The following is a 13,396-nucleotide window of genomic DNA, read 5'->3' as shown; positions in this document are numbered from 1 at the left end:
GCGCCGCCGCAAGGGCGCCGGGATCGCGTGTCATGGTCGTGTCCGGGAAAACGGAAACGGGCCCGCGAAGACGCGGGCCCGAGAGGGATCGGATGATCAGTTGATCTTGGAACGGCGGGCCGAGACGATCGACTCGTATTCCTGGTGGGTCACCGGGATGAAGTCCTTGGCATCGCCGGCGGCCACGCCGTAGGCGCAGTCGGGATCTTCTTCCCAGAGGTTCGCGGTCAGCTCGATGACGGCGTCCTTGACGTCCTGCGGCAGCGCCTTGCGCAGCACGAACGGACCCTCGGGGATGATCTTCGACTGCCAGATCTGCACCAGCTCGTTCATGTCGACGAGGCCGGCATCGGTGGCGCGGCGCAGGGCGCCCGAGTTGTAGCCATCTTCCCATGCGCCCTGGCCATCGGCCCAGGTCACGCCGGCATCGACGTCGCCGTTGTTGACCGCGACGATGGTCTGCTCGTGACCGCCGGTGAACACCACGTCGGAGAAGTAGTCGCCGGGCTGCATCGAGTAGCCGGCCTCGGCGATCTCGATCGACGGGATCAGGTAGCCGGAGGTCGAGTTGGGATCACCGAAGCCGAACTCCTTGCCCTGCAGGTCCTCGAGCGAGGTGATGCCGCTGTCGGCGCGGGCGAAACCGATCGAGTAGTAGCCGATCGAGCCGTCCTCGTTCTGCTTGACCAGCACCGGCTCAACCGCTTCGGGATCGGCAATGAAGGTGCCGGCATAGGAAGAGGCGCCCATCCAGGCCGCGTCGATGGTGCCGCCGAGCAGGCCCTGCATCACGCCGTTGTAGTCCGCCGGGGTGAAGATCTTCACTTCGACGCCGAGCGCGGTGGCGATCTTCTCGGCGTAGCACTGGTTGGAGGCCAGACGGTCCTGAGCGTTCTCGCCGCCAAGGATGCCGAGACGGAATTCGGTGATCTCCTGTGCCGAGGCAGCGGAGCAGAGCGCAGTGGTGGCCAGAGCGGCCGCGATGAGCTTTTTCATGATGGTTCTTCCCCTTTTTCGGATTGAAAGGCCCGTCCCGTGGGCCCGTTGGAAGCTCTTAGATTGCGACCTCGGCCTGACGGATTTCCGTCTCGGCCACGGGGTCGCGGATTTCGGTGGAGGTGGCGTCCTCGGAAAAGTCTGCCCCCGCCCCATAAATGTCGCGGGCGACACCGGTGGTGAGCTGCTCGGGCGTGCCGTCAAAGACGATGCGCCCGTCGCGCATCCCGATCACCCGGTCGCAATAGCGCCGCGCGGTGTCGAGCGTGTGCAGGTTGGCGATGACCATGCGGCCATCCTCGTCATGGATGCGGCGCAGCGCCTCCATGACGATCTGTGCGTTCATCGGGTCGAGCGAGGCGATGGGCTCGTCGGCGAGGATCACCTTGGGATCCTGCATCAGCGCCCGCGCGATGGCGACGCGTTGTTGCTGACCGCCCGAGAGCGCCTCGGCGCGCTTGGCGGCGTGATCGGCGATGCCCAGACGCTCGAGAATGTCGATGGCGCGGTGGATGTCCTCGCGCGGGTAGAGGTTGAACACCGTCGACAGCGCCGGGCGTTTCGCCAGCGTGCCGTGCAGCACGTTCGAGACCACGTCCATGCGCGGCACGAGGTTGAACTGCTGGAAGATCATCGCGCAGTCCGACTGCCACGCGCGCTTCTCGGCGCCCTTCAGCGCGAGCACGTTGCGGCCTTCGAAGCGGAGCTCGCCCTCGGTCGCGTCGGTGAGACGGTTCATCATGCGCAGGAAGGTCGACTTGCCAGCGCCAGACCGTCCGATGATGCCGATCATCTTCGGTCGGTCGACGGTGAAGCTCGCGTTGTCCACGGCAGTATTGGCGCCAAAGCGCTTGGTCAGCTGGTCTACGACGAGCATGTGTCCCCCGGTTGTCCTGTTCCGGGTGCCGTATAGGGCGGCGAGCGTATCGGGTTCGTGACGCTTCCATGTCGCTAAGATCAACCGGGAATGAAGCTTTCATGACATACCGGCATGGCGGGAGCGCCCATATCGCATAGCCCCGAAGATTGCGGTTTGAACGGGGTCCGGGGTAAAAGATCCCGAACTACCCGGCGATCCCGACGCCTTGCGCGGCGCGGCTCGTTGTTCGGCGACTGCAAAGAAAAGGCCCCGGACCGCCTCATGCGACATTCCCCGGAGCAGGGCGCCGCCCCTGCTGCCCACCGTCTCGACCGCTTCGCCGGATTGCTCATGATCCTCGTCACCGGGCTGGTGATCATCCGCGAATGGCTTGGCACCACGGTGCAGGAGCCGCTGGTGGACCTGCTGATGGTGGCGCTGATCGCGGTGCTGTTCTTCCGGGTGCGGGCCAACCGCAAAGCCTTTGTCTACGTCGCGCTGGCGCTGACCGGCGCGCTGATCTGGCAGGGCGGAGACTGGCAGGGCACCGTGGCCAAGGCCTTTCACCAAGCCTCGTTCATCGCCGCCTTCTTCACCGCGCTCGCCACCCTGCGCAGCGCCGCCGAGCCGTCGGCGGCGATCCGCGCCAGCGGCACCTTTCTCGCCGAGCAGCCGCCCGGGCGGCGCTATCTCGCGCTCACCACCGGTGGCACCGCCTTCGCGCTGCTGCTCAATTACGGCGCCATCGCGCTGCTCGGCAGCCTCGCCACCGCCGCAGCACAGGAAGAGCCCGACGAGGAGATCCGCAATCACCGTCGTCGTCGTATGCTGCTGGCGATCCAGCGCGGCTTCGTCACCTCGCTGCCGTGGTCGCCGCTGTCCTTCGCCATCGCCATCTCGACGGCGCTGATCCCCGGCACCAGCTGGGAGACCGTGGTGCTGCCCGCACTCGGCACGGCGCTGCTGATGACCGGCATCGGCTGGGGGCTCGACACGATCTTCAAGCCCAAGCTCACGCACCCGCCACGGCCGCGCGCCAAGCCCCACGGCACATGGGCGCTGATGCTGCCGCTCGTGGGGCTGCTGGCGATCCTCGTGACCAGCGTGCTGATCTTCGGCGCGCTCACCGGCATCCGGGTGATCGGACTGGTGCTGCTGATCGTGCCGGTGATGGCGCTGGTCTGGACCGCGCTGCAGGCGCGCGGCGGCGGCGCACCGCTGGGCGCGCGGCTCAGAACCTACGCCTTCCACGACATGCCGGGCTATCGCGGCGAGGTGCTGCTGCTGATGATGGCGGGCTATATCGGCACCGTCGGCGCGCCGCTGCTGGCGCCCATCGTCAAGGCCTCGGGCTTCCACCCCGAAGACCTGCCGCACTGGCTGGTGCTGGCGGGGCTGGTCTGGATCATCCCGCTGGCCGGGCAGTTCGCGATGAACCCGATCCTGGCGGTGACCCTGATCGCGCCGCTGCTGCCGACGCCGGACCAGCTCGGGGTCTCGCCGGTGGCGCTGGTCACCGCGATCACCGCGGGCTGGGCGCTGGGGGGCATCAGCTCGCCCTTCACCGCCACCACGCTGCTGGTGGGATCGTTCGGCAATGTCAGCGCGCGCACCGTCGGGCTGCGCTGGAATGGCGGCTACATGCTCGTCGCGCTTATTGTGCTGCCGCTCTGGGTGCTGGCCTACGCCTATCTGATCGGCTGACGCACCGGGCGCCTCCGTCGCACGGCGGTGCACCGCTTGCATGCGAACGGCATCCGGTGTCATCTCTGGCGCACGCCAAACCGGAGCCCCTCCCCGCATGACCGATGCCGCCATCACGCCCCCGATCTTCGACGGACACAACGACCTCGTGCTGCGCCTGCTGCGCGGCGACGTCACTCCCGAGGGTGTGGCTGCGGGCCTGCCCGACGGACATATCGACCTGCCGCGCGCGCAGGCCGGCGGGCTGGGCGGCGGGTTCTTCGCGGTCTTCGTGCCCTCGCCGCCGGTGCCCGGCACCTCGCCCGACGACATGAACCAGCCGCAATACGACCTGCCGCTGCCGCTGATGCTGCCCGAGGCCGAAGGCCGCGACGTGACGATCAAAGGCATCGCCGCGCTCGAGGCGCTGGAGCGCGCCGGCGCGGTCACGCTCTGTCGCACGGTGGACGCGCTCGAGGCGGCGCTGTTCGGCCCCACCATGGCCGCGATCATGCATATCGAGGGCGCCGAAGGGATCGATCCCGGGCTCGAGCAACTGCACGCGCTGCACGCGCGCGGGCTGCGCTCGCTGGGGCCGGTGTGGTCGCGCCCGACGATCTTCGGCCACGGCGTGCCCTTCGCCTTCCCCTCCGGTCCCGACACGGGTCCCGGCCTCACCGATCATGGCAAGCGGCTGATCCGCGAGTGCAACGCGCTGAAGATCATGGTCGATCTCAGCCACCTCAACGAGAAGGGCGTCAACGATGTGGCGGCGATCAGCGACGCGCCGCTGGTCGCAACGCACTCCAACGCATGGGCGGTGACGCCGCACAGCCGCAACCTCACCGACCGGCAGCTCGCGATGATCGCCGAGAGCGACGGCATGGTGGGGATCAACTTCGCCTCTGCCTTCCTGCGCAGCGACGGGCAGATGAAGGGCGACGTGCCGCTCGAGCAGATGATGCGCCATCTCGACCACCTGATCGGCATCCTCGGCGAGGACCGCGTGGGCTTCGGCTCGGATTTCGACGGCGCGCTGGTGCCAGACGAGATCGTCGATTGCGCCGGTCTCCCCGCCCTGCGGACAGCGATGCGCGTGCACGGCGTGGACGAGGCGCTGATGGAGAAGCTCTGCTGGCGCAACTGGATGCGCGTGCTGCGCAAGACCTGGGGCGCCTGAGCCGGGCCACCTTCGAGCGGTGGAGGCCCGGGCTCAGCTCGCCAAGCGCCTCAGCCCTGCCGCAGCAGCGGCGCGACCTTGGTGCCCAGCACCTCGATTGCCGTCATCATGTCGGCGTGGTCGATCACCCCGATCCCCATCTGGATGGTGACCCGGTCAAAGCCCAGGTCTTCGCGCAGGCCGAGGATCTTGTCGGCCACCTGGTTGGGCGCGCCGACGAACATCGCGCCTTCGGGACCACAGGACGCATCGTATTGCGCGCGGCTCTGCGGGCCCCAGCCACGCTCGCGGCCAAGCTGGTCCATCACCGCCTTCTGCGCCGGGTAGAACAGGTCGGCCGCCGCCTTGCCATCCTCGCCCACGAAGCCGTGCACGTTGAGCGAGACCCGCGCCTTGTCGGCATTACCGGCCTGATCGGCGGCGCGTCGGTAGAGATCGGCCAGCGGCGCAAAGCGGCGCGGCTCGCCGCCGATGATCGCCAGCGCCAGCGGCGTGCCCAGCGCACCGGCACGCACCATGCTTTGCGGCGTGCCACCGGCGGCGATCCAGACCGGCAGCTGGTCGTTCACCGGGCGCGGATAGACCCCGAGCCCCGAGACCTTGGGCGTGTGCTTCGTGCCCGGCCAGTTGAGCTTTTCCCGTTCGTTGATCGCCAGCAGCATGGCGAGCTTTTCCTCGAACAGATCGCCGTAATCGTCGAGATCATAGCCGAAGAGCGGGAAGCTCTCGATGAAGCTGCCCCGCCCCACCATCAGCTCGGCGCGCCCGCCGGAGAGGTTGTCGAGCGTGGCAAACTGCTGGAACACGCGGATCGGATCGTCCGAGCTCAGCACCGAGACGGCCGAGCTCAGGCGGATGTTCTCGGTCACCGAGGCGGCCGCGGCCAGCACCGTGGCGGGCGAAGAGATGGCGTAGTTCGGACGGTGGTGCTCACCCAGTCCGAAGATGTCGAGCCCGACCTCGTCGGCCAGACGGATCTCAGCGACCAGCTCCCTGAGCCGCTTCTGCGCGTCGACCGTTTCACCGGTCACCGGGTTCTTGCCGACATCGCCGAAAGTGTAGAGTCCGAGTTCCATTGCGTGCTCCCTTGTGTCGTCCGGCAACATAGGTCCTGCGGCCTGCACCGAAAGCCCCGGCCCTGCACAGGGCATGTGCAAGGGACCACCGCCCAGAAAACGGGCAAAGTGCCTTTTTCAAGGGCACCACCCCCATCGGCCAGCTTTACTTCCCACCACAACGCTGCTGTTCCTGAGCCCATGAGTGCCTCCCTCTCCATCGTCGTGGTCGAGCCTGACCGCGACCGCGCCATTCTCATCGTCGACAGCCTGCGGGATGCGGGCAGCTACGACATTCACGTCATCTCCGAGCCCACTGGCCTCGCCCGCAAGATCCAGGCGCTGAGCCCGGACGTGGTGCTGATCGACGTGGAAAGCCCGTCGCGCGACACGCTCGAAGAGCTCGCGCTGGCCTCAGGGCCGCTCGACCGGCCCGTGGCGATGTTCGTCGACCGCGACGGCGAGGGACTGACCGACACCGCCATCGAGGCGGGCGTTTCGGCCTACGTGGTCGACGGCATGAAACCGCAGCGGGTGAAGCCGATCATGGACGCTGCCATTGCGCGCTTTCGCATGTTCCAGCGGATGCGCACCGAGTTGGCCGAAACCAAGCGCGCGTTGGAAGAGCGCAAGATGATCGACCGCGCCAAGGGTATGCTGATGAAGGCGCGCGGGGTCGATGAGGACGAGGCCTATGCGCTGCTGCGCAAGACCGCGATGGATCAGGGCAAGCGCGTGGCCGAGGTGGCCGCGGCGCTGGTGACGGCGGCGGGGCTTCTGGGATGATCGCTGCGACCCTGTCCGTGGGCTTCCTGCCCCTGATCGATGCCGCGCCGCTGATCGTGGCGCATGAAATGGGCTTTGCCGCCGAGGAGAGCATCGCGCTCGAGCTGCGCCGGGCGCCATCGTGGTCGTCGGTGCGCGACATGCTGAGCTTCGGCCGGGTCGAGGCGGCGCACATGCTCTCGCCGGTCCCTGTGGCGTCGGCGCTGGGGCTCGGCGGAACCGGCACGGCGCTCTCGGCGGTCTCGGTGCTGGGCGTGAACGGCAATGTCATCGGGGTGAGCAACGCGCTGGCCGCTCGGCTGCGCGAACATGGCCACGACTTCGCCTTCAATAATGCCCGCACCGCCGGCGAGGCGCTGATCGCCGTGGCCGACCAGCCGCTGCGCCTGGGCGTGCCCTTCCCGTTCTCGATGCATGCGGAGCTGCTCTACTACTGGCTCTCGGCGCTGGGGCTGCCCGCCCCGCAGAGCGTCGACATCCGCACCGTGCCGCCCTCGCTGATGGCCGATGCCATGCAGGCCGGCGAGATCGACGCCTTCTGCGTCGGCGAGCCCTGGGGCTCGATCGCGGTGGAGAACGGCGTCGGCACGCTGCTGCTGCCCGGCAGCGCGATCTGGCGCTTCGCCCCCGAGAAGGTGCTGGCGGTGCGCAGCGACTGGGCGAGCGCCGAGCCCGACCTGCTGGGCCGGTTGATCCGCGCGGTCTGGCGCGCCGGGCGCTGGCTGGCCGAGCCCGGATCGCCGACGCTTGCTGCCGAGCTGCTCAGCCGCAAGGAATATCTCGACCTGCCGGCCGAGATCCTCGACCGGGCGCTGAACGGCCGGCTGGTGATCTCGGCCCAGGGCGAGGAGCGCCACGTGCCGGGCTTCGTCGAGTTCCACCACGGCGCCGCCACCTTCCCGTGGCGCAGCCAGGCGGAGTGGATCGGGTTGCAGCTCGCCGCGCGCACCGGGCTCGACCGGCCCACCGCGGCGCGTGCCGCGCGCGCGGTGTTCCGCAGCGACCTCTTCCGCGAGGCGCTGGCGCCGACCCGGGCCGAGCTGCCCGGCGCGTCGTCGAAGATGGAGGGCGCGCTCTCGGAGGAGACCGCCGTGGCCTCGACATCGGGACGGCTCTTCCTCGGGCCGGATTCGTTCTTCGATGGCCGCATTTTCGAGCCCTCGGCGCACTGACGCCGTCTTTTTATGCAGATGCAGCATCTGAAAATTGACCACCCGGTTAAACATGACCCCAAGGTGACATTTTCAATTGATCGGATCCGGGAGTTGCCGTCATAGAAGGGTCACGAGCAGCGCAATGGCGCGCCGCTCCCGAAATTCTCCCAGCGTTTGGGATATCCGAGCAAAGCCGCTCGACTGCCGCGACCTCCTCCAGAGTCGCGATCAGTCGGCGGCTTTTTTGTTTTTCTGCCCGGGCGTTTCACCGGGCATCTCCAAGGGACGGAACGGACGAATGAAGAACCTTCTCCTCGCACTTACCGCCACCACGGCGCTCTCCTCTCCCCTGCTCGCGCAGGATCTCGAAAAGGATGAACTGACCTTCGGCTTCATCAAGCTGACCGACATGGCGCCGCTCGCGGTGGCCTACGAGCAGGGCTACTTCCTCGACGAGGGACTGTTCGTGACGCTCGAGGCACAGGCCAACTGGAAGGTTCTGCTCGACGGCGTGATCGGCGGCCAGCTCGACGGCGCCCACATGCTGGCCGGGCAGCCGCTCGCCGCAACCATCGGCTACGGCACCGAGGCGCATATCATCACGCCCTTCTCGATGGATCTGAACGGCAACGGCATCACCGTCAGCAATGCCGTCTGGGAAGAGATGAAGCCCAACATCCCGACCAACGAAGACGGCCTGCCGCAGCACCCGATCTCGGCGGAGGCGCTGGCGCCGGTGGTCGAGAAGTACCGCTCCGAGGGCAAGCCCTTCAACATGGGCATGGTCTTCCCGGTCTCGACCCACAATTACGAGCTGCGCTACTGGCTCGCCGCCGGTGGTCTCGAGCCCGGCTACTACTCGCCCGAGAACGTCACCGGCCAGATCGGCGCCGACGTTCTGCTCTCGGTGACCCCGCCGCCGCAGATGCCCGCCACCCTCGAGGCCGGCACGATCTACGGCTATTGCGTCGGTGAGCCGTGGAACCAGGCCGCGGTGTTCAAGGGCATCGGCGTGCCGGTGATCACAGATTACGAGCTCTGGAAGAACAACCCCGAGAAGGTCTTCGGCATCACCGCCGATTTCGCGGAAGAGAACCCCAACACCACCAAGGCCGTGGTCAAGGCGCTGATCCGCGCCGCCATGTGGCTCGACGAGAACGACAACGCCAACCGCATGGAAGCGGTCGAGATGCTGTCGCAGCCGGAATACGTGGGCGCCGATGCCGAGGTGATCGCCAACTCGATGACCGGCACCTTCGAATACGAGAAGGGCGACAAGCGCGAGGTTCCCGATTTCAACGTGTTCTTCCGCTACAACGCCACCTACCCGTTCTACTCCGACGCGGTCTGGTACCTGACCCAGATGCGCCGCTGGGGCCAGATCGCCGAGGCCAAGCCGGATAGCTGGTACGACGAGGTCGCCAAGTCGGTCTACAAGCCCGAGATCTACCTCGAGGCCGCCCGCGCGCTGGTCGACGAGGGTCTCGCCAACGAGGCCGATTTCCCCTGGGACAGCGACGGCTACAAGGACGCGACCCCGGCTGCCGACATCATCGACGGCATCCCCTATGACGGCCGCACCCCCAACGGCTATCTCGAAAGCCTGCCGATCGGCCTGAAAGGTGAGCAGAAGGTCGTGGGCAACGAGATCCAGGGCTGATTTCCCTTCGGGGATGTGCCCTCCGGGCGCACCCTGAGGAAACGGCAAATGCATGGCGGACGCACCTCCCGGGTGCCTCCGCCACCTCCTCCCGAGACAGCTTCCGAGACAGACTGCGGGACGGTGGGTGGGGCGATGCGCCCCCGGCGCGAGCGCCGCTCACCGGACCGATCCATCCAACCGCCGAGGACTCCTCAGATGACAACCGTCGATCCAGACTACGCCCGTGAGGCCGAGCGCGAAGCCCGCCGGGCGCGCCTCTTCACCCGCATCAACAAGGCCGACGCCTGGTTCCGCGTCCTCGGCCTCGCATGGATCACCCCGATCCTGAAAGCCGCCGCCGGCGACAACCCCAAGGCCCAGATGAAGGACATCTGGCTGCTGCTGGGCGTGCCGCTTCTGGCCATCGCGGGCTTCCTGCTGCTCTGGGGCACGCTGGCGCCAAGGGTCGAGACCTCGCTCGGCGCGGTCCCCGGTCCGGCGCAGGTCTGGCACGAGGCGGTGCTCCTGCACGAGGACGCGCAGGCCAAGGCCGCCAAGAAAGCCAAGTTCGAGACCATGGTGGCGGCGCGCAACGAGAAGCTCATCGCCGCGGGCAAGGCCGACCAGGTCAAGGACATCGCCTATACCGGCGCGCCGAGCTATTACGAGCAGATCTGGACCTCGATCAAGACGGTGTTCTTCGGCTTCCTGATCGGCTCCTGCGTGGCGATCCCGCTGGGCATCCTCGCCGGCCTCTCTCCTTACGCCAACTCGGCCATCAACCCGCTGGTGCAGATCTTCAAGCCGGTCTCGCCGCTGGCCTGGCTGCCCATCGTGACGATGATCATCTCCGCCGCGGTGGCCACCAATGACGGGCTGTTCTCCAAGTCCTTCCTGATCTCGGCGATCACCGTGACGCTGTGCTCGCTGTGGCCGACCCTGATCAACACCGCGCTCGGCGTGGCATCGATCGACAAGGATCTGGTCAACGTCTCCAAGGTGCTCAAGATGAACACCTGGACCAAGATCACCAAGCTGGTGCTGCCCTCGGCGCTGCCGCTGATCTTCACTGGCCTGCGCCTGTCGCTCGGGGTTGGCTGGATGGTGCTGATCGCCGCGGAAATGCTGGCCCAGAACCCCGGCCTCGGAAAGTTCGTCTGGGACGAGTTCCAGAACGGCTCCTCCTCGTCGCTCGCCAAGATCATGGTCGCGGTGTTCACCATCGGCATCATCGGCTTCCTGCTCGATCGCGTGATGTTCGCCCTGCAATCGCTCTTCACCTTCTCGAACAACCGCTGAACCGGGCCCGTCAGGAGACAAATCCATGAGCATTCTCAAGTTCGACAACGTCTCGAAAAGCTTCGGCGAAGGCACCCACAAGACCGATGTGCTGAAAGGCATCGACCTCGAGGTCCGGGAGGGCGAGTTCCTCGTGCTCCTGGGCTTCTCCGGCAGCGGCAAGACCACGCTGATCAACCTGATGGCCGGGCTCGAAAAGCCCTCGAAGGGCCGCGTCACCTTCAAGGACGCCGAGATCGAGGGCCCCGGCCCCGAGCGCGGCGTGATCTTCCAGAACTATTCGCTGATGCCGTGGCTCACGGTGAACGGCAACGTGCAGCTCGCGCTCGACAGCGTCTTCCCCAAGATGCCCAAGGCCGAGAAGGAGGCCACCGTCGCCAAGTACGTCAAGATGGTCGGGCTCAGCCACGCCACCACGCGGCGTCCGGCCGAGCTCTCGGGCGGCATGCGCCAGCGCGTCAACGTCGCCCGCGCGCTGGCCATGAGCCCTGAGGTGCTGCTGCTCGACGAGCCGCTCTCGGCGCTTGACGCGCTGACCCGCGCCAATCTCGCCGACGAGATCGAGCAGATCTGGGAGCAGGACAAGAAGACCTGCGTGCTGATCACCAACGATGTCGACGAGGCGATCATGCTGGCCGACCGCATCATCGCGCTGAACCCCGACGGCACGCTCGGCACCGAGTTCCCGGTGAGCATTCCGCGCCCCCGCGATCGCGGCGAGATGAACCATGACGAGACCTTCAAGCGCCTGCGCGCCGAGGTCACCACCTACCTGATGGACGTGGGCATCGAGGCCAAGACCGAGGGCAGCCGCAACCTGCCCGACGTGACGCCGATCCACGGCATCGCGGCGGAAGTGCCGGCGGCGGTCGCCAAGGCGCAGGAAGGCATGATCGAGGAGCGCTTCCTCGACTTCTCGCAGCTGCACAAGATCTACCCCACCCCCAAGGGCCCGCTCACGGTGGTCGAGGACTTCAACCTCAAGGTCAACAAGGGCGAGTTCATCTCGCTGATCGGCCATTCGGGCTGCGGCAAGTCCACCGTGCTGACCATGGCAGCCGGCCTCAACAGCATCTCCAAGGGCGGCATCCGTCTTGATGGCCGCCATGTCGAGGGCGCCGACCCCGAGCGTGCGGTGGTGTTCCAGTCGCCCAACCTGTTCCCGTGGCTCACCGCCCGCGAGAACTGCGCCATCGGGGTCGACAAGGTCTATCCCAAGGCCTCCCAGGCCGAGCGCCAGGAGGTGGTCGAGTACTATCTCGAGCGCGTCGGCCTCGCCGATGCGATGGACAAGGGTGCTGCCGACATGTCGAACGGCATGAAGCAGCGCGTCGGCATCGCCCGCGCCTTTGCCCTCTCGCCCAAGCTGCTGCTGCTCGACGAGCCCTTCGGCATGCTCGACAGCCTGACCCGCTGGGAGCTGCAGGAGGTGCTGATGGAGGTCTGGTCGCGCACCAAGGTGACCGCGATCTGCGTCACCCACGATGTCGATGAGGCGATCCTGCTGGCCGACCGCGTGGTGATGATGACCAACGGCCCGCAAGCCACCATCGGCAAGATCGTCGATGTCGACCTGCCCCGCCCCCGCACCCGCAAGGCGCTGCTCGAGCACCCGGATTACTACCTCTACCGCGAGCAGGTGCTGAACTTCCTCGAGGAGTACGAGCACGGCAAACACGGCAAGTCCGAGGCCAAGGCCGAGAAGAAGAAGAAAGCCGCCTGAAAGGCAGGCGCTCCCGCGTGATGCCGGGGCGCGACAGATGCAAACCTCTAGGACAAGGGGGCACGATCATGGACACCGTTCTTGACGCACCCGTGAAGACCTTCATCCAGGTCACCGAGATCTGGGTGCCCGAGGGGGACCGGCTGGTCCTCGCAACGGGCAACTACGGCGCGCTTTCGGCCTTCGAGGAGGCCACCCGCGCGATCAGCTTCGGCAAGGGCGAAGGCCTGCCGGGCAAGGCCTGGGCCGAGGAGCGCCCGGTGGTGCTCAAGGGCTTCGACGGCTCTTATTTCAAGCGCATCGAGGCCGCCGCCGAAGCCGGGCTGACCTCGGCAGTGGCAATCCCGGTGTTCAACGACGCCCAGCTCAAGGCGGTTCTCGTGGTGCTCTGCGGTGATGATGAAAACCGCACCGGCGCCATCGAGGTCTGGCACGAGGAAGACGGTCTCTTGATGCTGGATGATGGCTATTATGGCGCCGCCAAGCATTTCGAATGGGTCTCCCAGCACACGCATTTCCCGCGCGGCCAGGGCCTGCCGGGCGGCGTCTGGTCGGCCAGCACGCCGATGCTGTTCCGCGATCTCGGCTCCGGCTACCGCTTCATCCGCGCCGACAGCGCCGGCAAGGCGGGGCTGACCACCGGGCTCGGCCTGCCGATCCCGGTGCCGCAGGACAAGAGCTTCGTGCTCACCCTGCTCTCGGCCCGCGGCACGCCGATCGCGCGCCGCTTCGAGATCTGGGACTCGCGCCCGGTCAAGGTCGGCCGCGAGGTCGCCGCGATCCTCGCCGACGGCATCTGCGAGCGCGAGGGCCCGCTCTGGACCGACGACACGCAGGAGCCGCCGCGCCGGGTCAACGCCAACCAGGGCAATATCGGCAAGGTGCTCGCCACCGGCCTGCCGTTGATCGTCACCGGCAAGCCGGGCCTCACCGAGGGTTACGAAACCCTCGTCGCCCTGCCGATCTTTGATGCGGGCGAGATCGCCCACATCGTCGCATGGTACGTCTGAGAGGAGCCG

At 67.1% G+C, this 13,396-nt stretch carries 11 protein-coding genes; 8 read left to right on the top strand and 3 right to left on the bottom strand.

Features of this window, described 5'->3' with window-relative positions; genetic code table 11:
• Positions 1–96: 96 nt before the first annotated feature.
• Entirely contained in the window at positions 97–996 is a 900-nt protein-coding gene (gene phnD / locus JF542_RS02145; RefSeq protein WP_207074554.1) for a phosphonate ABC transporter substrate-binding protein, read from the bottom strand.
• Between the two features lie 58 nt (positions 997–1,054).
• Entirely contained in the window at positions 1,055–1,873 is an 819-nt protein-coding gene (gene phnC / locus JF542_RS02140; protein WP_207074553.1) for a phosphonate ABC transporter ATP-binding protein, read from the bottom strand.
• A gap of 264 nt (positions 1,874–2,137) precedes the next feature.
• On the opposite strand from phnC, the gene JF542_RS02135 reads away from it, so the two are divergent.
• Both JF542_RS02135 and JF542_RS02130 read left to right on the top strand, forming a co-directional pair.
• Positions 2,138–3,559, top strand: coding sequence for a hypothetical protein (locus JF542_RS02135; protein WP_207074552.1), 1,422 nt, complete (start codon positions 2,138–2,140; stop codon positions 3,557–3,559).
• Between the two features lie 97 nt (positions 3,560–3,656).
• Entirely contained in the window at positions 3,657–4,718 is a 1,062-nt protein-coding gene (locus tag JF542_RS02130) for a dipeptidase (protein WP_207074551.1), read from the top strand.
• A 50-nt stretch (positions 4,719–4,768) separates the two neighbouring features.
• On the opposite strand, the gene JF542_RS02125 is transcribed toward JF542_RS02130, so the two are convergent.
• Positions 4,769–5,794: an LLM class flavin-dependent oxidoreductase gene (locus JF542_RS02125; protein ID WP_207074550.1), complete on the bottom strand. Its 1,026-nt coding sequence runs from the start codon at positions 5,792–5,794 to the stop codon at positions 4,769–4,771.
• A gap of 180 nt (positions 5,795–5,974) precedes the next feature.
• On the opposite strand from JF542_RS02125, the gene JF542_RS02120 reads away from it, so the two are divergent.
• The 6 genes from JF542_RS02120 to JF542_RS02095 all read left to right on the top strand — a co-directional run bounded on the left by JF542_RS02120 (position 5,975) and on the right by JF542_RS02095 (position 13,387).
• Positions 5,975–6,559, top strand: coding sequence for an ANTAR domain-containing response regulator (locus JF542_RS02120; protein ID WP_007791951.1), 585 nt, complete (start codon positions 5,975–5,977; stop codon positions 6,557–6,559).
• On the top strand, positions 6,556–7,731 hold the full coding sequence (locus JF542_RS02115; protein WP_207074549.1) for an ABC transporter substrate-binding protein: 1,176 nt from the start codon (positions 6,556–6,558) through the stop codon (positions 7,729–7,731). Before JF542_RS02120 ends, JF542_RS02115 begins: the two co-directional genes overlap by 4 nt.
• 280 nt (positions 7,732–8,011) lie before the next feature.
• Positions 8,012–9,373: a CmpA/NrtA family ABC transporter substrate-binding protein gene (locus tag JF542_RS02110; RefSeq protein WP_007791945.1), complete on the top strand. Its 1,362-nt coding sequence runs from the start codon at positions 8,012–8,014 to the stop codon at positions 9,371–9,373.
• 198 nt (positions 9,374–9,571) lie between these two features.
• Positions 9,572–10,654: an ABC transporter permease gene (locus tag JF542_RS02105; RefSeq protein ID WP_207074548.1), complete on the top strand. Its 1,083-nt coding sequence runs from the start codon at positions 9,572–9,574 to the stop codon at positions 10,652–10,654.
• A 25-nt stretch (positions 10,655–10,679) separates the two neighbouring features.
• Complete coding sequence (locus tag JF542_RS02100; protein ID WP_207074547.1) at positions 10,680–12,377, top strand: ABC transporter ATP-binding protein; 1,698 nt, start codon at positions 10,680–10,682, stop codon at positions 12,375–12,377.
• Between the two features lie 68 nt (positions 12,378–12,445).
• Positions 12,446–13,387, top strand: coding sequence for a GAF domain-containing protein (locus tag JF542_RS02095; RefSeq protein WP_207074546.1), 942 nt, complete (start codon positions 12,446–12,448; stop codon positions 13,385–13,387).
• Positions 13,388–13,396: the final 9 nt, after the last annotated feature.

The sequence above is a fragment of the Salipiger bermudensis genome (assembly GCF_017309175.1).
In the GTDB taxonomy this organism is placed as follows: Bacteria; Pseudomonadota; Alphaproteobacteria; order Rhodobacterales; family Rhodobacteraceae; genus Salipiger; species Salipiger bermudensis.
The sequence above is the reverse complement of the archived record's forward strand: the minus strand, read 5'-3'. Positions and strand labels throughout refer to the sequence as shown.

What these genes read in the sequence shown, in the direction of transcription:
- phnD (WP_207074554.1), bottom strand. Translation starts at nt 996, where the DNA reads ATGAAAAAGCTCATCGCGGCCGCTCTGGCCACCACTGCGCTCTGCTCC.
- phnC (WP_207074553.1), bottom strand. Translation starts at nt 1,873, where the DNA reads ATGCTCGTCGTAGACCAGCTGACCAAGCGCTTTGGCGCCAATACTGCC.
- JF542_RS02135 (WP_207074552.1), top strand. Translation starts at nt 2,138, where the DNA reads ATGCGACATTCCCCGGAGCAGGGCGCCGCCCCTGCTGCCCACCGTCTC.
- JF542_RS02130 (WP_207074551.1), top strand. Translation starts at nt 3,657, where the DNA reads ATGACCGATGCCGCCATCACGCCCCCGATCTTCGACGGACACAACGAC.
- JF542_RS02125 (WP_207074550.1), bottom strand. Translation starts at nt 5,794, where the DNA reads ATGGAACTCGGACTCTACACTTTCGGCGATGTCGGCAAGAACCCGGTG.
- JF542_RS02120 (WP_007791951.1), top strand. Translation starts at nt 5,975, where the DNA reads ATGAGTGCCTCCCTCTCCATCGTCGTGGTCGAGCCTGACCGCGACCGC.
- JF542_RS02115 (WP_207074549.1), top strand. Translation starts at nt 6,556, where the DNA reads ATGATCGCTGCGACCCTGTCCGTGGGCTTCCTGCCCCTGATCGATGCC.
- JF542_RS02110 (WP_007791945.1), top strand. Translation starts at nt 8,012, where the DNA reads ATGAAGAACCTTCTCCTCGCACTTACCGCCACCACGGCGCTCTCCTCT.
- JF542_RS02105 (WP_207074548.1), top strand. Translation starts at nt 9,572, where the DNA reads ATGACAACCGTCGATCCAGACTACGCCCGTGAGGCCGAGCGCGAAGCC.
- JF542_RS02100 (WP_207074547.1), top strand. Translation starts at nt 10,680, where the DNA reads ATGAGCATTCTCAAGTTCGACAACGTCTCGAAAAGCTTCGGCGAAGGC.
- JF542_RS02095 (WP_207074546.1), top strand. Translation starts at nt 12,446, where the DNA reads ATGGACACCGTTCTTGACGCACCCGTGAAGACCTTCATCCAGGTCACC.